At 72.5% G+C, this 21,292-nt stretch carries 23 protein-coding genes; 15 read left to right on the top strand and 8 right to left on the bottom strand.

The features are described from left to right. Positions 1-95 precede the first annotated feature (95 nt). Entirely contained in the window at positions 96-431 is a 336-nt protein-coding gene (locus ACFQQI_RS21350) for a WhiB family transcriptional regulator (protein ID WP_378568348.1), read from the top strand. Between the two features lie 74 nt (positions 432-505). Next, on the top strand, positions 506-934 hold the full coding sequence (locus ACFQQI_RS21345; RefSeq protein WP_378568347.1) for a VOC family protein: 429 nt from the start codon (positions 506-508) through the stop codon (positions 932-934). Between the two features lie 137 nt (positions 935-1,071). Here ACFQQI_RS21345 and ACFQQI_RS21340 read toward each other — a convergent pair whose 3' ends face one another. Together ACFQQI_RS21340 and ACFQQI_RS21335 are read right to left on the bottom strand one after the other, a co-directional pair. Continuing rightward, the gene (locus tag ACFQQI_RS21340; RefSeq protein ID WP_378568346.1) at positions 1,072-2,457 is read right to left on the bottom strand and encodes a DUF4082 domain-containing protein; all 1,386 of its coding nucleotides are present in this window, start codon (positions 2,455-2,457) and stop codon (positions 1,072-1,074) included. 105 nt (positions 2,458-2,562) lie between these two features. Beyond that, complete coding sequence (locus ACFQQI_RS21335; protein ID WP_378568345.1) at positions 2,563-3,762, bottom strand: hypothetical protein; 1,200 nt, start codon at positions 3,760-3,762, stop codon at positions 2,563-2,565. A gap of 347 nt (positions 3,763-4,109) precedes the next feature. On the opposite strand from ACFQQI_RS21335, the gene ACFQQI_RS21330 reads away from it, so the two are divergent. Beyond that, positions 4,110-4,304, top strand: coding sequence for a hypothetical protein (locus tag ACFQQI_RS21330; protein WP_378568344.1), 195 nt, complete (start codon positions 4,110-4,112; stop codon positions 4,302-4,304). 7 nt (positions 4,305-4,311) lie between these two features. Here ACFQQI_RS21330 and ACFQQI_RS21325 read toward each other — a convergent pair whose 3' ends face one another. After that, positions 4,312-5,028 carry a MerR family transcriptional regulator gene (locus ACFQQI_RS21325; RefSeq protein WP_378568343.1) on the bottom strand — a complete coding sequence of 239 codons (717 nt, stop codon included), beginning with the start codon at positions 5,026-5,028 and terminating at the stop codon, positions 4,312-4,314. A gap of 133 nt (positions 5,029-5,161) precedes the next feature. On the opposite strand from ACFQQI_RS21325, the gene ACFQQI_RS21320 reads away from it, so the two are divergent. From ACFQQI_RS21320 to ACFQQI_RS21275, 10 genes are read left to right on the top strand one after another with little or no spacing between them, the layout of a single operon-like run. Next, positions 5,162-6,019, top strand: coding sequence for an MlaE family ABC transporter permease (locus ACFQQI_RS21320; protein WP_378568342.1), 858 nt, complete (start codon positions 5,162-5,164; stop codon positions 6,017-6,019). Continuing rightward, the gene (locus tag ACFQQI_RS21315; RefSeq protein ID WP_378568341.1) at positions 6,016-6,858 is read left to right on the top strand and encodes an MlaE family ABC transporter permease; all 843 of its coding nucleotides are present in this window, start codon (positions 6,016-6,018) and stop codon (positions 6,856-6,858) included. Before ACFQQI_RS21320 ends, ACFQQI_RS21315 begins: the two co-directional genes overlap by 4 nt. A 5-nt stretch (positions 6,859-6,863) precedes the next feature. Continuing rightward, positions 6,864-7,904 carry an MCE family protein gene (locus ACFQQI_RS21310; protein WP_378568340.1) on the top strand — a complete coding sequence of 347 codons (1,041 nt, stop codon included), beginning with the start codon at positions 6,864-6,866 and terminating at the stop codon, positions 7,902-7,904. Then, a complete protein-coding gene (locus tag ACFQQI_RS21305) occupies positions 7,901-8,920 on the top strand; it encodes an MCE family protein (RefSeq protein ID WP_378568338.1) in 1,020 nt (339 codons plus the stop codon). The genes ACFQQI_RS21310 and ACFQQI_RS21305 overlap by 4 nt, the downstream gene beginning before the upstream one ends. Then, positions 8,917-9,870: an MCE family protein gene (locus ACFQQI_RS21300; protein ID WP_378568336.1), complete on the top strand. Its 954-nt coding sequence runs from the start codon at positions 8,917-8,919 to the stop codon at positions 9,868-9,870. Before ACFQQI_RS21305 ends, ACFQQI_RS21300 begins: the two co-directional genes overlap by 4 nt. Continuing rightward, the gene (locus tag ACFQQI_RS21295; RefSeq protein ID WP_378568334.1) at positions 9,867-10,940 is read left to right on the top strand and encodes an MCE family protein; all 1,074 of its coding nucleotides are present in this window, start codon (positions 9,867-9,869) and stop codon (positions 10,938-10,940) included. The genes ACFQQI_RS21300 and ACFQQI_RS21295 overlap by 4 nt, the downstream gene beginning before the upstream one ends. After that, positions 10,937-12,004, top strand: a complete 1,068-nt coding sequence (locus ACFQQI_RS21290) for an MCE family protein (protein WP_378568332.1) — start codon at positions 10,937-10,939, stop codon at positions 12,002-12,004. The genes ACFQQI_RS21295 and ACFQQI_RS21290 overlap by 4 nt, the downstream gene beginning before the upstream one ends. Continuing rightward, positions 12,004-13,092: an MlaD family protein gene (locus ACFQQI_RS21285; protein ID WP_378568330.1), complete on the top strand. Its 1,089-nt coding sequence runs from the start codon at positions 12,004-12,006 to the stop codon at positions 13,090-13,092. Before ACFQQI_RS21290 ends, ACFQQI_RS21285 begins: the two co-directional genes overlap by 1 nt. A 10-nt stretch (positions 13,093-13,102) precedes the next feature. After that, positions 13,103-13,972, top strand: coding sequence for an oxygenase MpaB family protein (locus ACFQQI_RS21280; protein ID WP_378568328.1), 870 nt, complete (start codon positions 13,103-13,105; stop codon positions 13,970-13,972). Positions 13,973-13,980: 8 nt separating this feature from the next. Then, the gene (locus tag ACFQQI_RS21275) at positions 13,981-15,582 is read left to right on the top strand and encodes a succinic semialdehyde dehydrogenase (RefSeq protein ID WP_378568326.1); all 1,602 of its coding nucleotides are present in this window, start codon (positions 13,981-13,983) and stop codon (positions 15,580-15,582) included. Here the strand turns inward: ACFQQI_RS21275 and ACFQQI_RS21270 are convergent. Together ACFQQI_RS21270 and ACFQQI_RS21265 are read right to left on the bottom strand one after the other, a co-directional pair. Beyond that, complete coding sequence (locus tag ACFQQI_RS21270) at positions 15,579-16,238, bottom strand: Type 1 glutamine amidotransferase-like domain-containing protein (RefSeq protein ID WP_378568324.1); 660 nt, start codon at positions 16,236-16,238, stop codon at positions 15,579-15,581. The genes ACFQQI_RS21275 and ACFQQI_RS21270 overlap by 4 nt on opposite strands. Then, on the bottom strand, positions 16,235-17,443 hold the full coding sequence (locus ACFQQI_RS21265) for an MFS transporter (protein ID WP_378568322.1): 1,209 nt from the start codon (positions 17,441-17,443) through the stop codon (positions 16,235-16,237). Before ACFQQI_RS21265 ends, ACFQQI_RS21270 begins: the two co-directional genes overlap by 4 nt. A 25-nt stretch (positions 17,444-17,468) precedes the next feature. Here ACFQQI_RS21265 and ACFQQI_RS21260 point away from each other — a divergent pair, with 25 nt between their 5' ends. Continuing rightward, a complete protein-coding gene (locus ACFQQI_RS21260; protein WP_378568320.1) occupies positions 17,469-18,053 on the top strand; it encodes a CGNR zinc finger domain-containing protein in 585 nt (194 codons plus the stop codon). Here ACFQQI_RS21260 and ACFQQI_RS21255 read toward each other — a convergent pair. Next, on the bottom strand, positions 18,044-18,739 hold the full coding sequence (locus ACFQQI_RS21255; RefSeq protein WP_378568318.1) for a winged helix-turn-helix transcriptional regulator: 696 nt from the start codon (positions 18,737-18,739) through the stop codon (positions 18,044-18,046). The genes ACFQQI_RS21260 and ACFQQI_RS21255 overlap by 10 nt on opposite strands. A gap of 135 nt (positions 18,740-18,874) precedes the next feature. On the opposite strand from ACFQQI_RS21255, the gene ACFQQI_RS21250 reads away from it, so the two are divergent. Next, entirely contained in the window at positions 18,875-19,735 is an 861-nt protein-coding gene (locus ACFQQI_RS21250) for a class I SAM-dependent methyltransferase (protein ID WP_378568316.1), read from the top strand. Between the two features lie 15 nt (positions 19,736-19,750). On the opposite strand, the gene ACFQQI_RS21245 is transcribed toward ACFQQI_RS21250, so the two are convergent. Next, the gene (locus ACFQQI_RS21245; protein WP_378568314.1) at positions 19,751-20,701 is read right to left on the bottom strand and encodes an endonuclease/exonuclease/phosphatase family protein; all 951 of its coding nucleotides are present in this window, start codon (positions 20,699-20,701) and stop codon (positions 19,751-19,753) included. Between the two features lie 21 nt (positions 20,702-20,722). Further along, on the bottom strand, positions 20,723-21,232 hold the full coding sequence (locus ACFQQI_RS21240) for a hypothetical protein (RefSeq protein WP_378568312.1): 510 nt from the start codon (positions 21,230-21,232) through the stop codon (positions 20,723-20,725). Between the last annotated feature and the right edge of the window lie 60 nt (positions 21,233-21,292).

Raw genomic sequence — 21,292 nt, 5'->3', positions numbered from 1 at the left:
ACCGAGCCGTCTCGTCTTGTGTCATACTTTTGAGACGGACCGGAGCGTCTCGTGACCAGGAGGTGACTGTCGGTGCCTCGTACTACGAATGTCAGATGGAGAACTGGTTGAGGACGGTCGAGAAGTCCGGTGATGGAGCAGTGCGGACGCCTGCGAGCCTGGCGCGGCTGCACGGTCAGGCCGACGGGGTCGAGGATCGGCTTCCGTGTCGTGTGAACGATCCAGAGCTGTGGTTCGGCGACACCCCGGACGAGGTGGAGGCCGCGAAGGCGCTCTGCCAACCGTGCCCCGTCCGGGCCCGGTGCTTGAACGGCGCACTCGAGCGCCGTGAACCGTGGGGGGTGTGGGGTGGGCACCTGTTCCTGCACGGCGCAGTCGTGCCGAGGAAGAAGCCTCGCGGTCGACCCCGCAAGGATGCCGTTGCGGCCTGACCTGGCCCCGGCGGTCCCGAGGTCGATCCAATCCGGATGGCGCGACGGATCGCCCGGGTGACACGCTGCCGGCCATGACGGACCTCCAGATCCAGTGCTTCAACCTCGACTCGACCGACCCGCAGCGCGCCGCCGCCTTCTGGCAGGAGGCTCTGGGCTGGCGACGGACCCATGACACCGCAGACGAGGTCGTCCTCGAGCCACCGGCTGGCAGCCCGCAGGACGGCGTCGCGCCCGACCTGCTGTTCCTGAAGGTGCCGGAGGGCAAGACGGTCAAGAACCGCTGGCACCCCGACCTGCGGCCGAAGGACCAGGCCGCGGAGGTCGCGCGCCTCGAGGCGCTCGGCGCCACCCGGGTCGACGTCGGTCAGCGCCCCGACCAGACCTTCGTGGTCATGGCGGACCCCGACGGCAACGAGTTCTGCGTCCTGCGGGCGTTCACCCAGGAAGAGCTGGACCGCTGGGCCGCCGAGGAGGCGGGAGGCACCACGTCCGCGCTGTGACCATGCCACCTTCGGTGATGGCCTCATGATCTGCGGAGGTAGCACGCTTCCCGTGGTTCCATGCGTGAGACACCCCCCGACCGGAACCGGTCGGGGGGTGCGTTCTGGGTCCCGGTCGGGACGGCAGGCGGCGGTGCTCAGCAGGGGGTGAAGAGGCGTCCGTCGCGCGTGTTGTCGAGCTGGGTGGGCGGGGTGGAGTTCGACTGCTGGGCGTAGCAGGTGTCCCAGTGGATGTCGCCGCCGAACTTGTTGCCGCTCAGGACCGTGCTGCCGTCGTTGGCGGCGCCGAACATCACCGAGAACGCGCCGCCGGTCAGCCAGTTGTTGGTGACCCTGGCGGCGGAGTAGCCGCCGTTGGCCTGCTCGAAGTAGACGGCCGCGTTGTACTGGGTCTGGTAGGCGCCGAGGTCGAAGTTGTTGCAGTCGATGACGACGTTGGACGCGCCGCGGACCTGGATGCCGTCGTAGTGCTGGTCGCCGGTCGGCTTCGGGTCGTGGATCCAGTTGCCACGGATGGTGGCTCCGGTGATGTAGGTGCCGTTGTCGCTGGTGACGGTGAGGCTGTCGCCTCCGGTGGCGCCGCCGAGGTTGCTGTACTCGACGGTCATGCCGGGGCCGGAGGAGCTGGCGATGGCGGTTCCGGTGAAGTGGCTGATGGTGGTGTTCCACGCGCGGTCGACGAAGACGCCGCCGGTGGCCGCCACGTTGCGGATGGTCACGTTGTCGGCCAGCACCTGCAGGCTGCCGTTGACGCGGACGTTCTCGATGATCTGCCCGGGCGTGGTCAGCGTCGTCGGACCCGTGTAGGTGGCCAGGTTGCCGCTGGCGCCGGTGTTCGCGGCGGTGGGCTGCACGCAGACACCGGGCGCGACCGGCGTCGGGGCCGGCGCGGGCGTCGGAGCCGGCTTGTTGCCGCCACGGTGCCGGCGCGGCAGGAAGCGCACGTCGACCCAGTAGTGCGTGCTGGTGTGACGCATGCGGGCGCCGGCCTGCCCGCCGAGGGTCCCGCGCCAGGCGGTCAGCGCCCGGTGGCGCACGGGGTCGCTCGGGCTCAGGACGTCACGTGTCGTCGCGTAGCGACCGCGCGGGGCGAGGTACGACGCGACGTAGTGCCGGCCGGGCTTGACCCGCACCGGGTGCGACAGCCGCGCGACGCGCCAGCCCGGCCCGGACCGTGCGCGCGCCGTACCCCGGGCCAGGACCTTCCCCCGCGCGGTCGACAGCTGGACGCCGTACGCGTGCCGGTCGGAGGTGCCGCGGTAGAAGCGGACGGCCCGGATCTTGCCCGCGCGCCGGCTCGAGAACTCGACTCCGACACGGACCCGGCGACGGTCGCTGGCGACCGGGTCGGCAGGGCGTGCCGAGCCGGACCACAGGCCGTAGGCGGCCCGGCCGCCCGACTGGTCGGGCTCGGAGTCCGAGGTGGTCCGGCCCGCTGCTCCGGTCGACCCGCCGGCCGCCCACAGCGACGCGGCGACGACTGCTGCGAGCGCAGCGCGGTGGACCCGAGTGAACTTGCTCATTTCCTTGCTCCTGAGGGTGGGACTGCGTTGCGGCTCCCCCGAAGCCGCTTCCTGGGGACACATCGGCAGGGGCGCCGCGCATCCAAGGCGCGGCGCCACCTGTGCCTACGCGCAGGGCGTGAAGGCGCGTCCGTCGCGGGTGTTGTCGACCTGCGTGGGTGGGGTCGAGTTGGACTGCTCCGCGTAGCAGGTGTTCCAGTGGATGTCGCCGCCGAACCTGTTGCCGGAGAGCACCGTCCTGGAATCGTTGGCGGTGCCGAACATCACCGAGAACGCGCCACCGGTGAGCCAGTTGTCGGTCACCGACACGTTCGAGTAGCCGCCGTTGGCCTGCTCGAAGTAGACGGCCGCGTTGTACTGGGTCTGGTAGGTGCCGAGCTCGAAGTTGTTGCAGTCGATGACGACGTTGGAGGCCCCACGGACCTGGATGCCGTCGTAGTGCTGGTCGCCGCTCGGCTTGGGGTCGTGGATCCAGTTGCCGCGGATGGTGGCGCCGGTGATGTAGGTGCCGTTGTCGCTGGTGACCGTCAGGCTGTCGCCGCCGGTCACGCCGCCGAGGTTGCTGTACTCCACGGTCATGCCGGGGCCGGAGGAGGTGGCGACGCTGGTGCCGGTGAAGCGGCTGATGGTGGCGTTCTTGGCGCGGTTGACGAAGATGCCGCCGGTGGCCGCCACGTTGCGGATGGTCACGTTGTCGGCCGCGATCTGCAGTGAGCCGTTGACGCGGACGTTCTCGAGGACCTGCCCGGGCGTGGTCAGCGTCGTCGGGCCGCTGTAGGTGGCCAGGTTGCCGCTGGCGCCGGTGTTCGCGGAGGTGGGCTGCACGCAGCCGCTGGGCGGCGCCGGTGCCGGCGTGGGCGTCGGGGTCGGCGTCGGGGTCGGGGTCGGCGTGGGCGTAGGCGTCGGGGTCGGAGTGGGCGTCGGCGTGGGCGTCGGCGTCGGCGTAGGTGTCGGGGTCGGAGTGGGCGTCGGGGTAGGCGTCGGGGTAGGCGTCGGGGTCGGAGTGGGAGTCGCCGTGGGGACGGGCGCCGGGGTGGGTGTGGGCGACGGGGTCGGCGACGGCTTCCTCGTGTGCTTGGGCTTCGAAGGCTTCGTGAACGGTCCGAACGTCACCGTGGAGCGATCCGGGTCGTTCAGGACGCAGACGAGGCTGTACTTGCCGCCGGGCGGCACGTCCTTCATGGCGGGCTTGGAGGTGCAGGACGGCAGGTCGCGGTCGCCGGTGGTGATGGCGGCGGCGCCGATGCCGAGGGTCAGGGTGGTTGCCGCGGGCACGAGGGCGAGCACGGCGAGCTTCTTGCGCATGGGTGAGTACTTCCGAGACGGCGAAAAGACAGATTTCGGGGGGTGATCGCGGCCGGGCTCGCATGCGGGTCCAACGGCACGATCGTTCTGTCGTGCCCCCCTACCTGCCCGGCGCCCAACGAGGATGAACCACGATTTAAGCGACGTTATCCGCCCGGATCGCCATGTTTAAGGGACGAAAAGAGTCGTCTGTGCAGGTCGGGCGGTCTATACAGGTGGGCCCGTCGGCAGGCTTGTTGGTTGAGGTTTCACCAATCCTGACGATGCGCCCCTAGTCTCGGGGATGCCGTCTCGCGGCCGGCCGGTCGCGACCCCATCTCCGAGCTTCCCCGGGAGGGTGCGCCAGGGTGCACACAGTCCAGGTCCTGACAGTCTCACCCCTGCTGCCGGAGCGGATGCTCGACGAACTCCTCACCAAGACGGAGGAGACCCTGCTCGCCCACGGCGCGCAGCGGATCTGGGTCGACACCGCGCAGCAGGCGCTGGCCGTGGTCGCCGAGTTCGCCAGCGCCGGAGTGTCCGGGCCGGTCGCCGTCGTCTGATCGGGCGTCAGCGCGCCAGCGACTGGGTGATGAACTCGTTTGCGGCGCGCTGGAACCCGGTGACGACGGCCTCGAGGGTGAGCTGGCGCAGTCGCGCCACGGTCTGCTCCAGCCGTTGGGCCTCCTCCGGCGTGTGGGCTCCCTGGTGGTACGGCGCGAGCACCTGCGTGCGCAGGATCCCCGAGAGCTCGGCGACCAGGGACTCCATGTGGCGGGCGATCGCGTCGCCGGCCGCGCTCAGGCCCTCGTCGGGGATGTCGAGGTCGAGCAGCTCGATGCCGACCTGGAGGCTGGGCTGGGCGACGAGGTCGTCGCCGTCGCGCACGAGTGAGCCCATCGTCTCCAGCAGGGTCAGGTCCCGAGCGGTGAGCCGTCGCCCCGCCATCCGCTCCAGCTGACGCTCGGAGACCGTGCGCGGCTGGCCCGGACTCCACGACGTCAGCATCGCCCGCTGCAGCGCGAGGTCCTCGACGGTGGCGTCCGCCGGCAGGCTGGCCACGAACCGCTCGATGGCCTGGAGCGTGAACCCGTGGGCCTGGAGGGCGCGCACCAGGTTGAGGCTGGCGCGGTGCACCTCGTCGTAGTAGGCGATCCGCCCGCGCCGGATGGGCGGGGGCATCAGGCCGAGGGTCGCGTAGTAGCGCGTGGTGCGCACGGTGAGCCCCGCTGCCGACGCGAGCTCGTCGATCGTGAGCAGCTCGTCCACCCGTGGTTCGGCGGTCATGACTGTGACAGTACATCTGATGTCGAACCGCATAACGGTGGACGCTCCCGCTCGTTCTGCCTCTTGACGGGGTCGAACGCAATGTGACAGTAATGCTGTAACAGTGATCGCGTCACAGTCTTGGGGAGTGCCGATGACGATGCAGCCCGTGGTGGGGGGCACGCTGCGCGACGGCATCCGCGCCCACCGCGCGGCGCACCCGCGACGGTCGCTGCGCGACGTCGCCCCCGTCCGCGAGACGCGGGAGCTGGCCCGCTTCGCCCAGCGGGTGGCGGTCGGTGCCGGGCGCACGGTCGTGCACCGCCGCTTCCCGGTCGAGGAGTACGTCCTGCAGACCTGGTACGCCGTGCGCGTCTGCAGCCTGCCGGCCCTCGCGGTCTCGGTGCCGTTCGGCATCATCCTGTCGCTCCAGGTCGGCGTGCTCGCCCAGGAGGTGGGCGCCGTCGCCTTCACCGGCGCCGGCAACACCCTGGCGGTGGTGCGCCAGGCCTCGCCGCTGATCACGGCGCTGATGCTCTCCGGCGTCGCCGGGTCCGCGATCTGCGCCGACCTCGGCTCGCGCCGGATCCGCGAGGAGCTCGACGCCCTCGAGGTCATGGGCATCTCGACGATCGAGCGGCTGGTGGTGCCGCGGGTCGCCGCGACGGTCACCGTCGCGATCCTGCTCAACGGCGTCGTCATGTTCTTCACCATCATCACCACGCTGCTGGTCAGCCTGGCGACCCAGGGGCTGCCGCCGGCGAGCTACCTGGCCTCGGTCTCGACGCTGGCGCAGCTCTCCGACCTGTGGCTGAGCCTCGGCAAGGCGTTGGTCTTCGCGGTCGTCTGCGCCGTGGTCGCGTCGTACAAGGGCATGACGGCCGCGCGGGGCCCGGCCGGCGTCGGGGACGCGGTCACCAGCGCCGTGGTGATCAACTTCGTGCTGCTCTTCGCGGCCAACTTCGCGATCTCCCAGGTCTGGTCGACGATGGCCGGAGGTCCGATCGGATGAGCACGGTCGCGAACCCGGTCATCCGCGCCGCCGACGAGGTCGTCGTCGGCCCGCTGGTCCGCGTGGGCGAGCAGATCGTGCTCGCCTGGCGAGCCCTGCTCGGCATCCGGCTGGCCCTCACCCACTACCGCGCCGAGGTCGGTCGGGTGCTGGCCGAGGTGACGCTCGGCTCAGGGATCTTCGTGGTCGGCGGCGGCGTGGTCGGCGTGGTGCTGATGCTCTCGACCCTGACCGGCACCGAGATCGGGCTGGAGGGCTACAACGGCCTCGACGTCATCGGCCTGGCGCCGCTGACCGGCTTCGTCAGCGGCTTCGTGATCACCCGCGAGCTCGCGGCGATGGTCGCAGCGCTCGGCTTCGCGGCCCGCATCGGCTGCGGCTTCACCTCGCGGCTCGGCGCGATGAAGGTCAGCGAGGAGGTCGATGCGCTGGAGGCGATGGCGATCCGCCCGATCCCGTACCTGGTCAGCACCCGGCTGGTCGCATCGTGGATCGTGATCCTGCCGCTCTACCTCGTCGGGCTGGTCGGCACCTACCTCGCGACCGACTTCATGGTGACGACCTTCTTCGGGCAGTCGGCCGGCACCTACGACCACTACTTCCGCACGTTCGTCGCGCCGATCGACATCGTCTGGTCGGGCGTGAAGGTCCTGGTGCTGACGAGCGTCGTCACCCTCATCCACTGCTACCACGGCCTCACCGCCAGCGGCGGGCCCGAGGGCGTCGGCCGGGCGACCGGGCGCGCGATCCGCTCCAGCATCATCGCGCTCACGGTCCTCGACATCGTGCTGACGCTCGTGCTGTGGGGCCCCGACGCCCAGGTGCAGATCTCCGGATGATGGCCGTGCGTCTCGGGACCGACCGCCTGCGCATGTTCCTCCTCGGGACAGGCGTGACACTGGCGTTCGTCGGCGGGTCCGGCGTGATCGCCGCCCACTACCTCGGCGTCGTGACCTCCGACCATCGGGCCGAGGTGCAGTTGGTGACCGTCGGCGACTCGCTCGGAATCGGCTCCGACGTGAAGTTCCGGGGCCTGCGGGTCGGACGTGTCCTCGCCGTGACGCCGGGTGAGCACCCGACCGCCGCCGTCGTGATCACGCACGAGTACGTCGACGACATCCCGGCCGGCGTGCGGGCGAGGCTGCTGCCCGGCACGCTCTTCGGCAACGAGTACGTCGACCTGGTCGCGCCGGTCGGCGCGGCGGCCTCGGCCACGGTCGGCGACCTCGACGTGATCCCGGCTGACACCTCGGCGAAGACGCTGCGGCTGATGGACACGCTCGAGTCCACGCAGCGGCTGCTGGTCGCGGTCGACCCGGGCCGGCTGGACGCCGCGGTGTCGGCGGTCGCCGCGGCGCTCGACGGACGTGGCGACGACCTGTCCCGCTTCTTCGCCGACGGCGCGGCGCTCGTCGACGAGTGGCAGCGCCAGCTGCCGACGCTGGAGCGCGACCTGGACCTGCTCGCCACCGACCTCGGCGTGCTCGGCGACCTGGAGCCCGACCTGGTCGCGGCGGTGCGCAGCACGGTGCCGCTCGCGCGCACGGTCGTCAGCCACGAGCAGGCGATCGTCCGGCTGATCCGCGACGGCAACGACGTGCTCGTCACCGGACGCGAGTGGCTCGACCGCAACCTGCCCACGGTCGTCGGCACGCTGCGCGGCGTCGCTGCGACGCTCGTGAAGTTCTCGGACCGGCAGGACAGCTTCGAGCTGCTGATGTCCAAGGTGCTCCCGGTCGTCGAGAACGGGGCCAACGCCGTCGAGGGCAACGAGATCCAGATGAACGCCGCGCTGGGCCTCGACTTCCCCGACGCCTACGGACCCGACGACTGCCCGCGCTACGGCCCGCTCAGCGGGCCCGGCTGCCCGGGGGGTGCGCGATGAGGGTCGTGCGCCGCCACCCCGTCGCGGTCGCCGGGATCATCGCCTTCGCGCTGGTCGCCGGGCTGATGACCAGCATCGTCGCGCAGACGCTCGCGAAGCGCTCGTCGACGCCGACGACGCGGGTCGGCGCCGTGTTCACCGACGCCACCGGACTCAAGGCGGGCGACGACGTACGCGTCGCCGGGGTCCGCGTCGGCCGGGTGGCCGCGGTCGGCCTCGACGGCGACCTGGCCCGGGTCAGCCTCGACGTCGCCGACGGTCAGGCGCTCACCGACCACACGATCGCGCGGATCGAGTACCTCAACCTCATGGGGCAGCGGTACGTCGCGCTGGAGCGCGGCCGGCCGGGCGGTGCGGCGCTCGAGCGCGGGGCGACGATCCCCGTCGACCGCACCCGCCCGGCGCTCGACCTGACCGCACTCTTCAACGCCTTCCGCCCGCTCTTCCGGGCGATCCGGCCCGGCGACGTCAACGAGCTCGCGGGCAACATCGTCCAGGTGCTGCAGGGCCAGGGCCCGACCGTTCGCGACCTGCTCCGGCAGACCGGGCGCCTGCTCGGCACCGTCGCCGACCGCGACGAGATCATCGGCGCGGTGATCGACAACGTCACCGCGGTGATGCAGACCGCGGACGCCCACCGGAAGGAGCTGAAGGGGCTGGTCACCGACCTCGGCGACCTCACCAACGGCCTGGCGCGGGACCGGCGCACGATCGCGGCCGGCATCGACCACCTCCAGGAGCTCACCACCATCACCTCGGACGTCGTGGGCGACACGGCACCCGACCTGACCCGCGACATCGAGCACCTCCGACGGCTCACCGACTTCCTGTCCGGGCGGGCCGACGAGATCGCCGAGGGCATCGGTGGCATCCCGGTGCAGCTGGCCATCTACGCCCGGACCCTCGGCTACGGCAGCTTCCTCAACGTCTACGTCTGCCAGCTGCGGATGGGCGCGCCCGGCACCCCCGCGATCGAGCTGCCGCTGCCCGACAAGCACACGGAGCGGTGCCGATGACCCGGATGCTGCAGGCGGTCCTCGGCGTGGTGGCGCTGGCGCTCGTCGTCGTGCTGGTGCGCGTGCTGACCGCGGACCCGACGTACCACGCCACCCTGACCCACGCGGGTGGTCTGCGCACCGGCGACGCGGTGCGCGTGGCGGGGATCGACGTGGGCGAGGTGACCGACGTCGTCGCGGAGCAGAGCACGGTTCGCGTCGACTTCCGGCTCGACCAGCCGGCCCGACTGACCGACGACACCGCGACCCAGGTGAAGCTCGCGTCGCTGCTCGGCCGCCGCTTCCTCGCGCTCGAGCCCGGCGACGGGGCGGAGCTCAGCACTGGCGACACGATCAGCGCCGAGCACGCCGTCGACACCTACACGATCGAGCGGTTCTGGCTCGACGCCTCCCCGAAGGTCGACCAGCTCGACCTCGACACCGTCAGCGCGGCGATCGAGACGCTCGGGAGCAGCCTGGCCGGTACGTCGGGCGGCGTGCGGTCGTCGCTCGAGGGCATGACGCGCGTCTCGGAGATGGTGCAGCGCCGCGACGAGCAGCTCGACCGGCTGCTCGGGTCGACGCGTTCTGTCACGGACACCGTGCTCGACCAGCAGGACGAGCTCGACGCACTGCTCGCCGACGCCGATCAGGTGATGACGATGATCCGGCAGCGGCGGGAGGCGATCGCGACGCTGCTGCGCGACGGGCGGGCGCTGGTCACCGACCTGACCGCGCTGATGGAGGACAACCGGTCGGCGATCGCGCCGGCCATCCACGACGCGCGCACCCTGCTCACGACGCTGGCGAAGCACAAGCAGGACCTCGACGAGGTGCTCCGGCTCGGCGGCCCCGCCATGCGCTACTTCACGAACGCGACCGGCGACGGTCCGTGGCTGGGCGTCAACTCGCCGTACTTCGTGCTGCCCGACGAGTTCTACTGCGTCCTCACCCCGGAGAAGTGCTCATGACCCGGCGCTTCGCGGTGCTCCTGGCCCTGGCCGTCGTGGTGGCCGGCCTCGTCCTCGTCCTGCGCGACGGCGAGCAGACCAAGCGGATCTCCGCGGACTTCGAGGACACCACCGGCATCTACGTCGGCAACGACGTCGAGTACCTCGGTGTGCCGATCGGCACGATCGTCGCCATCGAGCCGCGCGGCACCACGATGCGGGTGCAGATGGAGATCCGCGGTGAGCACCCGCTGCCCGAGGACGCCGGGGCGGAGATCCTCCAGTCGTCGCTCGTGACCGACCGGCACATCGAGGTCGGCCCGGCGTACGCCGGCGGCGCCCGGCTCCCCGACGGCGCCGTCATCCCGACCGAGCGCACCCGCAGCCCGGCGACCATCGACGAGGTCGGGCGCTCGGTGTCCGACCTGGTGCGCGCGCTCGACCGGCCCGGCCGCGGCGACGTCGGCGACCTGGTCACGGTCGGCGCCGACGCGCTGCGCGGCAACGGCGAGCGCGCCCGCCGGGCGCTGGTGGTGGGGGAGCGCGCCCTGCGCACCGTCAACGGCAAGTCCGAGGCGATCAAGCAGGTGACCGCCGGGCTCGCGGACCTGGTCGACGCGCTCGCCGACCGCGACACGACGATCCGCCGGTTCGCCCGCAGCGTCGCCGGCTCCACCGACGTGCTCGCCCGCCAGCGCGGCGACCTCGTCGAGACCATCGACTCGCTCGGCCGGCTGGGCGTGCTCGTCAACCGCTTCACCGCCCGCCACCGCGCCGCGATCTCCGACGACGTCCGGGCCTCCCTCGAGCTGGCCGAGACCGTGCGCAAGCGCCAGGCCGAGCTCACCGAGGCGTTCGACGTGATGCCGACGCTCGCGCAGAACATCGCGCAGGCCTACGACACCAGGCGCGGGCGGCTGCGCGTGCAGTTCTCGCTGAAGAGCGGCCCGTTCAGCTCGGTCTTCCGCGCGGAGCAGTGCAACAACTTCCCGATCCCGCTGTGCGACGCGCTCTTCAGGACCGACGAGACGGGCGCGCTGGACCCGGTCCTCGCCGAGCTGTTCGGCTTCCTGCCCGGGGACATCCCGTGAGCGCGCGGAGCAAGCGCTGGTGCGCAGCCGTCGTGACGGCGGCGCTCGGCGTCGCGCTCACCGGCTGCGGCGGCCCGGCGCTGGAGGACCTGCCCTACCCGTCCCTGGTCGACGGCAGGACCGTCTCGATCGACGCCGTCTTCGACGACGCGCTCAACCTGCCCCCGCAGGCGCCGGTGAAGCTCGACGGCGTCGTCGTCGGGCAGGTCGGCGACATCACCGCCGACGACTACCGCGCGCACGTCGAGCTCGAGGTGCTCGAGAGCGCGGGGCTGCGGCGCGGGGCGACCGCGGAGATCCGGCTGACCTCGCCGATGGGCACGTCGTACGTCGACCTCGCCAACGGCGACGGCCGTCGCCTCGACGCCGGCGACCGGCTCACCGACACGACGCACGCGCCGGAGGTGACCGACCTGCTCGCCGCGCTGTCGGTGCTCGTGACCGGCGGCAGCTTCGGCGACGTGGGCACGATCATCGACGAGCTCAACACCGCGCTCGACGGCAACGCCGACGAGGTGCGCGGCCTGCTGGCCGACCTCGCCGACGCCTCGCGCGACCTGGTGGCGCGCACCGCGCTCTTCGACCGGGCGCTCGGCGAGATGGACCGGTTCAGCGCCCGGCTCGCGGCCGACACGCCCGCGCTGATGAAGGCAGTCGAGGACCTCCGCCCGGCCATCCGGGCCGCGGCACGCCAACGAGAGCCGCTGGTGCGGCTGCTCGACGAGGTCGACAGGTTCTCGCGGACCGCGAAGGACGCCGTCGGCCGGACCCGCGCCGACCTGCTCACGACCCTCGACCGGCTCGACCCGGTGCTGACGAGCCTGCGCCGCACCCGCCACCTGGTGCTGCCGATCCTGCGCGGGATCGTGAGGTTCGGCGAGAAGACCCGGGCCGCGACGCCGGGCGACTACTCCAACTTCGACCTGCGCTTCGAGCTCGATCCCCAGTCGCTGCTGCCCCAGCCCGGCGACGACCCACCGCTCGACGCCGGCCTGGCGGCGCTGCTCGAGTCGCTGCTCGGCCCGGTCACCGACCCGCTCCGCCCGCGTGGACGGGAGCGCTGATGGACTTCGCGCGAACCCGACGACGGGTGCGCCTCGCCGAGGTGCTGCTGCTCGTGATCGTCGTCGGCGGCACGGCGTACGTCGCCGACACGATCGTCGGCGGCCATGCGTTCAGCGACACCTGGCGGGTGACCGTCGACCTGCGGCAGGCCGCGGGGCTGCACGAGCGGTCGACCGTCAACTACCGGGGCCAGCGCATCGGCGCGGTGTCCGACGTCCACCTCACCGACGAGGGCGTGGCCGCGACGCTCGAGATCGACGAGGGCGTGCGGGTGCCGCGCGACAGCGACTTCGAGGTGCGCAACCTGTCGGCCGTCGGCGAGCAGTACCTCGACATCCGGCCCCGGGTCGACGGCGGCCCGTGGCTGGCCGACGGCGACCACGTGCCGGCGAGCGAGACGACCACGCCGCTGGCGGTGCACGAGATCGTCGGGCGCACCCAGCGCCTCGTCGACGACATCGACCTCGACGACCTGCGCACGATCGCGCGGGAGACCGACGCCGTCTTCGGCGACGGGTCCGTCGACCTGCGGGCCACGTCCCGTGAGCTCGAGCGCACGGTCGGCCTGCTGCGCGACCTCCAGCCCGACATCGACACGCTGCTGACGCGGGGAGAGGTGCCGCTGCGCACCGTGCGCGACGAGGCGCCGGCGCTGCGCAGCTCGGCCCGTGACCTCGTGCTGGTGACCCGCGCCCTCGGCGACGCGACCCCGGAGATCCGCAGGCTGCTGCGCCAGGGCGGCGAGCTCACGCCGCGGTTGAGCGCGATGCTCGACGACCTCGGTCCGGCGCTCGCGTCGCTCCTCAGCACGAGCGAGCCACTGAGCACGATGTCGGCGGACCACCTGCACGGCCTCGACGTCTGGCTGGACTGGATCCCCGCCCAGCTCGAGGGCATGGCCGGCAGCACCCGCGACGGCAGCGGTCGCGTCGTGCTCGTGCCGAAGCTGCTGGACAACTGCATCTACACCCAGGACCAGCGCGATCCCGTCGACACCTCGCACCGCGACCCCGCGACCGACCGCCACTGCACCAGCGACGACCCGGGGGTCCAGCAGCGCGGCTCCCAGAACGTGCCCCGCCCCTGAAGGAGGCCCCATGTCCACCCGCATCGACCCGACCGAGCCGCGGCCCCTCGGCCCCGGATCCGTGATCTGGTACGCCGCCGGGGACCAGCGCGTCTTCCTGCTGGCCGTCCGGGCGCTGGTCTTCCAGGTCGCGCACCCGATGGTCGGCGCGGGCGTCGGCGAGCACTCGGTCTACAAGACCGACCCCTACGGGCGGCTCTGGCGCACGACGGTCTCGGCGCTGCGGCAGGTGTACGGCGGCCGCCGTACCGTCGAGGAGGGCCAGCGGCTGGTCCGGATGCACACCGCGATCAAGGGCGTCGACGACCGCGGCCGCCGCTACCACGCGCTCAACCCCGACGCGTACACGTGGGTGCACGCCACGATGTACGAGACGTGGCGGCTGCTGCTCACCGAGATGGGCCCGGGCCTGACCGACGAGCAGGACGAGCAGCTCTTCCGGGAGTGGCGGCGGATGGGCCTGCTCATCGGATGCCGGCCGTCGTCGATGCCCGACAGCCGCGCGGAGTTCTGGCGGATGTGGGACGAGATGCTGCCCCGCCTCGAGAACAACCGGGTCGTCCAGGACCTCCTGCACTGCCCGCCGGCCGCGCCCCGGTGGCTGCCGATCCCGGAGCGCTTGATCGCGATGGCGGCGGCACCCGTTCTCCGCCGCCAGCGCGAGCTGCTGGCCCTCACCGTCGACTCCGGGCTGCGCGAGCGGTGGGGCCTGCCGGTGCCGACGGCGCGCAGCGAGCGGCGGGTCGGCCGGCTGCTGCGGCTGCACCGCGCCAACAACCGCCTGCCGGACTCCCTGCGCCAGTCGCTGATGGCCCGCGCCGCGATCCGCCGCTCGACGCGCGACCCCCTGCTCCTGCCCGAACCCGTCGCCTACCCCTGAGGACCCCGATGACCGCCACCGCCGAACGCCCGACCCCCGTCGTCCCGTCCGTCCGACCGTCCTGGGTCGACGACGCCGTCCTCGACCGGCTGCTGCGCCACGTCTTCCGCGACCCCGACGGCGGCGCCGAGCCGGTGGTCGCGATCGCGCCGTACGACGGCCGGCCGATCGTCCCGGTCCCCGCGAGCACCGAGGACGACGTCGCCGCCGCCGTCGCGTCGGCGCGGATCGCCCAGCGGGCCTGGGCCGTGCTGCCGTACGCCGCTCGCGCGGAGGTCGTGCTGCGCTTCCACGACCTGCTCGTCGAGCACCAGGACGAGGTGCTCGACCTGATCCAGTGGGAGATGGGCAAGAACCGGTTCAGCGCCTGGCAGGAGATCCTCCAGGTCGCCAACATCGCGCGGCACTACGCGCGGCACGGCGCGTCGTACCTCTCCGACAACAAGGTGCGCGGCGCGATGCCGGGACTGACGAAGGTTCGCGAGGTGCGGGTGCCGAAGGGCGTCGTCGGCGTGATCTCGCCGTGGAACTACCCGCTCTACCTCGCGGTCGGCGACGTGCTCCCGGCGCTGCTCGCCGGCAACGGCGTGGTGAGCAAGGCCGACAGCCAGACCGCGCTCACCCTGCTGTGGGCGCGCGAGCGGATGGCGGAGGCGGGGCTGCCGGCCGACCTGTGGCACGTCGTGGTCGGCCCGGGCTCGCGTGTCGGCAACGCCCTGGTCGACCACGTCGACCACATCTGCTTCACCGGGTCGACCGCGACCGGGCGTCGCGTCGGAACCCGCGCGGGGGAGCGGCTGATCGCCGCCAGCCTCGAGCTCGGCGGCAAGAACCCGCTCGTCGTCCGCGCCGACGCCGACGTCGAGAAGGCCGCCGCCGGCTGCATCGCGGCGGCGTTCGCCAACTCCGGCCAGATGTGCATCCACGTCGAGCGGGTGCTCGTGCACGACGACGTCCACGACGCCTTCGCCTCGGCGCTGGTCGCCGGCGTCGCGGCGCTGCGCCTCGGCCAGGCCTTCGACTACTCGGTCGACGTCGGGTCGCTCGCGAGCCAGGACCAGCTCGACGTCGTACGCCGTCACGTCGACGAGGCGGTCGCGGCCGGAGCCACGGTGCTGGTGGGCGGACGCCACCGGCCCGACCTCGGCCCGCTCGTGCACGAGCCCACCGTGCTCACCGGAGTGACCCCCGACATGCCCGTGTGCCTCGAGGAGACCTTCGGGCCCGTGATCTCGCTCTACCGCGTCGCCTCCGATGCCGAGGCGATCGCGCGCGCCAACGAGGGCAGCTACGGCCTCTCGGCCAGCATCTGGAGCCGCGACACCGGCACCGCCGCCCGGATGGCGCAGCGGATCCGCGCCGGCTCGGTGAACATCAACGACGGCGCCGCGGCCGCCGCCGGCTCCATCGAGGCGGGCATGGGCGGCATGGGCGACTCCGGCCTCGGCCGTCGCCACGGCGCCGAGGGCATCCGCAAGTACACCGAGTCCCAGACCGTCGCGACCCAGCGGGTGCTGCCCCTCGGCCCGCCGCCGAGCATGCCGCTGGAGAGGTTCGTCGAGCTCGGCAACAAGCAGCTGCGGCTGCTGCGGAGGCTGCGCGTCCGCTAGGCAGGCAGCAGCTTCCAGCTGCCCTCGGAGACGACCTCGACCCGACCGTCGGTCACGACGACCGCGGTCTGGTCGTCCATGACGTACGCCGGGACGCCGATGCCGGCCGCCCACCGCTCGGCGGCGGCCATGGTGTTGGCCGGGAAGACGTCGAGGTGCGGGAAGATCGAGAAGTCCACGACGCCGAGCGTGCGGTCGTCCGGAGCCGACGCCCACTCGACGAAGTCGTCCCCGATCCGGGGCGTCATCACCATGCTCCCGGCGCTGACGCCCACCCAGACCTGGTCGTCCAGCGACGGCAGCAGGTCGGCCAGCCCGGACTCGCGCATCCAGTGGCAGAGGTACGTCGCGTCGCCGCCGTCGACCAGCAGGACGTCGGCCTCCCGCACCCACGGGACCCACCGCTCCGTCCCGATGCTGGCGAGCGCGGTGAGCTCGAGGACGCCCACCGACCTCCAGCCGAGGTCGGACGTCGGGGCCGGCGACTGGCCGGCGACGAACCGCCAGGTCGACTCGGGCGTGCACATCGGGTGGCCGTACGACGCGGTCGGGATGCAGAGGGCGCGGGACTCGGCGATCGGCTTGCCGAGCAGGCCGACCAGGGCCTCGCGGATGCTGGGGTTCGTGACCCCTCCGGACGTCAGCAGGAGCTTCACGGGCGTACGGACCGGACCACACCGCCCGAATCATCGGTAGCCACCGCACGCGCGACCAGGGGCTGAATGGCCGCCAGCACGGCGCAGAGCGCGGCGCCGGCCAGCCAGGCTCCGGGGAGGCTGACCTCGAGCAGATGGGTCGAGATCACCGGTCCCGCCGTCTGGGCGATGCCCCACGAGATGCCGAAGGCGGCCAGGTACGCCGCGCGCGAGCTCCGCTCGGCCAGCCCGGCCACGATCGCGAAGGGCGGCCCGAGCAGGAAGACCTGGCCGAGCGCGACGAGCGCCGCTCCGGCGGCGAGCGCGACCACGCCGCCGGCGTACGCCAGAGCGGCGAAGCCGACGGCGACGGCGACCAGTCCGAGCGCGATCATCCGGAACGGTGCGAACGCCGCGGTGCGCAGCAGCCGCTGGCCGGCGATCGTGACGAGAGCCGAGAGGGCCAGCAGCCAGCCGGTGAACGCGGGCTCGTGCCCGCGCGCGACGACGGTGACCGGGAGCGTCGTGGTGGCGAAGGTCCAGACGAGCGCGTTCCCGGTCCCGGCTGCCAGCATCAAGAGGAGCCGCCGATCGCGCCACGGACGATGGCCGGACACCGATCTCGGGCCGGGCGCGGGCGCCGCCGCGTGGGGCTCCTCGACGAGAACCAGCACCAGGATCGCGGCCGCGACGCAGCTGACGGCGTCGGCGACGAAGAGCAGGCGGAGGTCGACGCCCCCGAGGAGCGCGGCGAGAGCTCCGGCGGCGACCGCCGCTGCCGCGAGGGCGGCGCCGAGCAGGCCGAACGCCTCGGGTCGGCGCTCGGGTGGCACGAGATCGGCCAGCAGCGCCTGGGACGGTGGCTCGTAGATCTCGAACGCCAGGCCGAGCAACAGTGCCCCCACGGCAGCGCCACCGAGGCCGGGTGAGGTCGCGATGACGACCAGCGCCAGCGCGCAACCGACGAGGCCTGTCACGATCGTCGGCCGGTGGCCGATCCGGGCGGTGAGCCAGCCACCGAGCAGCCGGGACGGGATGGTCGCCAGCCCGAAGAGAGCGACCACCCAGCCGGCGGTGGTGAGGGCGGCGCCGTGGACCTCGACGAGGGCGATCGTGAGGAACGACAGCGCGAACGCGCCGATCTGGTTGACCGCCCGCGCCGCGACGAGCGCCACCACGGCACGGGGCCACCGCGCGTGACTGGTCAATGGCACCATGGCAGTCATGGATGGCAACCTAGATCCAGTGGCCGTGACTGGTCAACTCCACTTCGACAGTCACGTCCGGGTCCTGACCGACGTGACGTGCGGGCTGGTGAACGCGCTCACGCCGGGGTACGACGGCGGGCATCCGCACGCGGTGCCGGAGGACCCGGCTGCGGCGGTGGGGGCCGTGCTGCGCCGTGACGACTACCGACCCGCGGTCTCGCGACGCGAGGGCGACGAGTTCGTGGTGATGGCGACGCGGCTGCGGTCCGTCTTCGAGGCGACCGACCGGTCCGACACCGCCTCGGCGGTCGCCGTGGTCAACGAGATGCTCGACGAGTTCGGCACCCGGCCCCGTCTGGATCCCGCCGCCGAGGGCGGGTGGACCCTGCACTTCCACGGCAGTGACGCCGGCCTGGTGGTCGGCTGGGGGGCGGGCGTCGCCGTCGGGTTGGCGATGGCGATCGGCTCCGGGCTGGCCGGACGGATCGGCGTGTGCTCGGCCTCGCCCTGTGACCGGGTCTACGTCGACTCCTCGCGCAACGGGGGCCGGCGGTTCTGCTCGCCTCGCTGCCAGAGCCGGGTGAAGGCCGCGGCCCACCGTGCCCGGGCGAGGCAGGATCAGGGCTGACCGGTGCCCAGCCGTTCCCGGACGGCGGGAGCGAACGGGCTCCAGGCGAACCAGTGCGGGAGCTCGCGGGCCAGGCGTGGCGGGCCGGCGACCGTGAGCGTCCCGCCGACGACCGCGTCGTGGTAGGTCGTGATCCCGGAGAACACCCGCATCAGGTCGACGGGGTCGGTGCCCACGACGAGGTCGACGTCGAACCCGGGCGGGTCCGTGCAGACCGAGGTCTCGGGCTTCTCGATGACGAGCCAGATCCGCATCGGGGCGTCGCCGCCGTACTCGAACTGGATGACGGTGCGCTGGTCCGGCAGTGCGTCGACGACCACCCGCCGCGACATCCACCAGGTCAGCGTCACCGGGTCGACCTCGCGCGGCTCGGGCTCGCTGAACATCCAGCGCACCGCCCATTCGCCCACCGCCATGATCACGCGCTCGAGGTCGCGACCGGCGGGCGTGAGCCGGTACTCGTGGCCGCCGCCGCGAGGCAGCTCGACCCGGGTGACGACGCCCTTGCGCTCGAGGTGGTCGAGGCGCTGCTTCAGCAGCGAGCGTGAGATGCCGGGCAGGCCCCGGTCGATCTCGTTGAACCTCCGGCCGCCCAGCACCAGCTCCCGCACGATCAGCGGCGTCCACCGCTCCGCCAGCACCGAGCTGGCCAGTGCCACCGGGCAGTACTGGACGTAGTCCTTCATCTCGTCAGTGTCGACTCCGACCGCGCCGCAGTCCAGAAGTTGTCCCGGGCAGGTCCAGTTCTCGTTCTGTCCGGATCTGCCGGCCGCGGACGACGCTCGGGTGGCCAGCCAACGTCCGACACCCAGGAGCACGCCATGACCACGACCTTCGACCCGATCGCCTTCAAGACCACCACCCGCGCGCAGTGGGAGTCCGCCGCGTCCGCGTGGCACCGGTGGGGGTCCGCCATCGAGGACTGGCTCGGGTCCGCCACCGAGCGGATGCTCGACGACGCGCGGATCGGGCCCGGTGGCCGGGTCCTGGACGTCGCGGCCGGCGCGGGCGGGCAGACCCTCGCCGCGGCGAGACGGGTCGGGCCCGGAGGGCACGTCCTCGCCACCGACATCTCGCCGGCGATCCTGGAGTACGCCGCGGCGGAGGCCGCTCGCGCGGGACTCGGGAACGTCGCGACCCTGGAGGCCGACGGCGAGGACCTCTCGGGCGTGCCGGACGCCGGCTTCGACGCCGCCATCTCTCGGGTCGGCCTGATCTACTTCCCGGACCAGCACCGGGCCTTGACGGAGATCTGCCGGACCCTGCGCCCCGGCGGACGCCTGTCGTCGGTCGTGTACTCGACCGCCGACCGCAACGGGTTCTTCTCGGTGCCGGTCGGCATCATCCGCCGGGTGGCCGGCCTGCCGGCGCCGGCGCCGGGGCAGCCCGGGCCGTTCAGCCTCGGGGCCCCCGGCGTCGCCAAGGAGGCGTACGCCGCGGCCGGCCTGGTCGACGTGACCGTCACCGCGATGCCGTCGCCGGTCCGGATGTCCAGTGCGGCGGAGTGCGTCCGGTTCGAGCAGGAGTCCTTCGGGGCGCTCCACCAGATGCTGTCCTCGGTCGGTTCCGACGAGCGGAAGGCCGCCTGGGCGGAGATCGAGGAGGCGCTGAGCGAGTTCGAGACCGCGGACGGCTTCGTCGGCCCCTGCGAGATGCTCGTCGTCTCCGGCACCCGCCCCTGACGTCGGGCGAGGTCCTCAGGCGAAGTCGGCGTACACCGGGCGGTGGTCGGACCCGGGCTCGTCGCGTCGCGTGTTCGGGTTGTCGGTGATGGACGGGCTCGGCGCCGGCCCGGCGGCAACGGCCGTCACGGCGCGCGAGAGCGGGTGCGACACCAGGATGTGGTCGATGAGCTCCTTGCGGCCTCGGTAGACACGGGAGTACCGGTCGTCGACCGGGATGAGCGGGGCGAGGTTCCACAGGCGCTGCGCGTCGCCCTGGTCGGGCGGCTCGAACCCACCGGTGCCGATCTCGGACCCGGGCGGTCCCAGCAGGATCTGGGTCGTGGCGGCCAGGACGTCGTCGTTGAGGTCCCCGGCGACCACGACGGCGGGCACCTGGCCGCCGCCCTGGTCGAGGAGCTCCGTCGCGTACGCGCGGACGCCGGCCGCCTCCGCAGCCCGCCGGTGCACCGCGTACACGGCGTACCGGGCGCGCTCGTCCTCGTCCTTCGTGGAGAACCGGCCGCCAGTGAACGTCAGCAGCTTCGACTTCAGGTGCACCGAGATCACGTGGACCGTGCGGCCGTCGTCCTCGATGGTGGCGTGCAGCCCGGGCCGGCCGAGCGTCGTGAGGGTCCGCCCGGAGTCGTTGACCTTGACCGGGCCGAGGCCGGCGGGGAAGTCGGTGACCTGGTCGACGTCGCCCAGGACGTGGCGGGAGAGGAGGCCGCACCTGATCCCGCGGTCGTCCGGTGCGGCGACCTCGTGGTGCCAGGTCCCGCCGATGAGCGCGCTGACGGCGGCGGCGAGGTCGTCGAGGACCGGTGGCGGCCCGACCTCCTGGACGGCGACGACGTCCGGGTCGATGCCCGCGATGGTCTCCGCGAGCGATGCGAGCTTCGCCTGGTAGGCGTCCAGAGTGGTCGGTGCGGCGTCGGTGACCCCGGGCGCGAAGAGGTTCTCCAGGTTCCAGGTGGCGACTCGCATGTCGGACTCCCTTCGTCGCCGTCAGGACCTCGCCAGCCGCCGGACCGCCGACGCTCGGTCGACCTGCTGCCCGTGCTGGATGCCGAACTGGGCGAACACGTGCCGACGTGCGTGGCCGGTCAGGCAGGACCGGTCGACCACCAGCGTCACCCGTCGCTGACCCCAGGTGCCCGAGACGTCGGCGCACCGACGCGGTTCGAAGTCGAAGTGGTTGAAGAAGAGGAGCCGGGCGCGGGGCTGCTCGTCGGGGCGCTTCCTGATCTGGACGACGTACCCGGCCTCGAAGATCCCGAACCGGCTGATGCTGAGGGCCGCGGTGCCGGCGTCGCCGAGCTCCGGCACGCGGGCGACGACCCGGATCTGGTCGTCCGTGTGCGTGTACCGGGCGCGGGTGACGTCGATGCGTTCTGGCGCGTCGCCGGTGGGGTCGTCGCGGACGACGGTCTCGGCCGACGCCGGGGCGGCGGCGCCGACCATCAGCGTCAGGATGCTGCCTGCGACCCAGGCAGCGGGTCGGAGTGGGACCTTCACGACGGACCTCCCGGGCTGGTTGTCGCGGCCGTGAGTGGTCGCGCCACGTCCAGCATCCGC

It is taken from the genome of Nocardioides sp. GCM10030259, assembly GCF_042666375.1.
GTDB lineage: Bacteria > Actinomycetota > Actinomycetes > Propionibacteriales > Nocardioidaceae > Nocardioides.
Note: the sequence above shows the minus strand (reverse complement) of the source record. Positions and strands in the feature narration are given on the sequence as shown.

What these genes read in the sequence shown, in the direction of transcription:
- ACFQQI_RS21350 (WP_378568348.1), top strand. Translation starts at nt 96, where the DNA reads ATGGAGAACTGGTTGAGGACGGTCGAGAAGTCCGGTGATGGAGCAGTG.
- ACFQQI_RS21345 (WP_378568347.1), top strand. Translation starts at nt 506, where the DNA reads ATGACGGACCTCCAGATCCAGTGCTTCAACCTCGACTCGACCGACCCG.
- ACFQQI_RS21340 (WP_378568346.1), bottom strand. Translation starts at nt 2,457, where the DNA reads ATGAGCAAGTTCACTCGGGTCCACCGCGCTGCGCTCGCAGCAGTCGTC.
- ACFQQI_RS21335 (WP_378568345.1), bottom strand. Translation starts at nt 3,762, where the DNA reads ATGCGCAAGAAGCTCGCCGTGCTCGCCCTCGTGCCCGCGGCAACCACC.
- ACFQQI_RS21325 (WP_378568343.1), bottom strand. Translation starts at nt 5,028, where the DNA reads ATGACCGCCGAACCACGGGTGGACGAGCTGCTCACGATCGACGAGCTC.
- ACFQQI_RS21320 (WP_378568342.1), top strand. Translation starts at nt 5,162, where the DNA reads ATGACGATGCAGCCCGTGGTGGGGGGCACGCTGCGCGACGGCATCCGC.
- ACFQQI_RS21315 (WP_378568341.1), top strand. Translation starts at nt 6,016, where the DNA reads ATGAGCACGGTCGCGAACCCGGTCATCCGCGCCGCCGACGAGGTCGTC.
- ACFQQI_RS21305 (WP_378568338.1), top strand. Translation starts at nt 7,901, where the DNA reads ATGAGGGTCGTGCGCCGCCACCCCGTCGCGGTCGCCGGGATCATCGCC.
- ACFQQI_RS21300 (WP_378568336.1), top strand. Translation starts at nt 8,917, where the DNA reads ATGACCCGGATGCTGCAGGCGGTCCTCGGCGTGGTGGCGCTGGCGCTC.
- ACFQQI_RS21295 (WP_378568334.1), top strand. Translation starts at nt 9,867, where the DNA reads ATGACCCGGCGCTTCGCGGTGCTCCTGGCCCTGGCCGTCGTGGTGGCC.
- ACFQQI_RS21285 (WP_378568330.1), top strand. Translation starts at nt 12,004, where the DNA reads ATGGACTTCGCGCGAACCCGACGACGGGTGCGCCTCGCCGAGGTGCTG.
- ACFQQI_RS21280 (WP_378568328.1), top strand. Translation starts at nt 13,103, where the DNA reads ATGTCCACCCGCATCGACCCGACCGAGCCGCGGCCCCTCGGCCCCGGA.
- ACFQQI_RS21275 (WP_378568326.1), top strand. Translation starts at nt 13,981, where the DNA reads ATGACCGCCACCGCCGAACGCCCGACCCCCGTCGTCCCGTCCGTCCGA.
- ACFQQI_RS21265 (WP_378568322.1), bottom strand. Translation starts at nt 17,443, where the DNA reads ATGACTGCCATGGTGCCATTGACCAGTCACGCGCGGTGGCCCCGTGCC.
- ACFQQI_RS21255 (WP_378568318.1), bottom strand. Translation starts at nt 18,739, where the DNA reads ATGAAGGACTACGTCCAGTACTGCCCGGTGGCACTGGCCAGCTCGGTG.
- ACFQQI_RS21250 (WP_378568316.1), top strand. Translation starts at nt 18,875, where the DNA reads ATGACCACGACCTTCGACCCGATCGCCTTCAAGACCACCACCCGCGCG.
- ACFQQI_RS21245 (WP_378568314.1), bottom strand. Translation starts at nt 20,701, where the DNA reads ATGCGAGTCGCCACCTGGAACCTGGAGAACCTCTTCGCGCCCGGGGTC.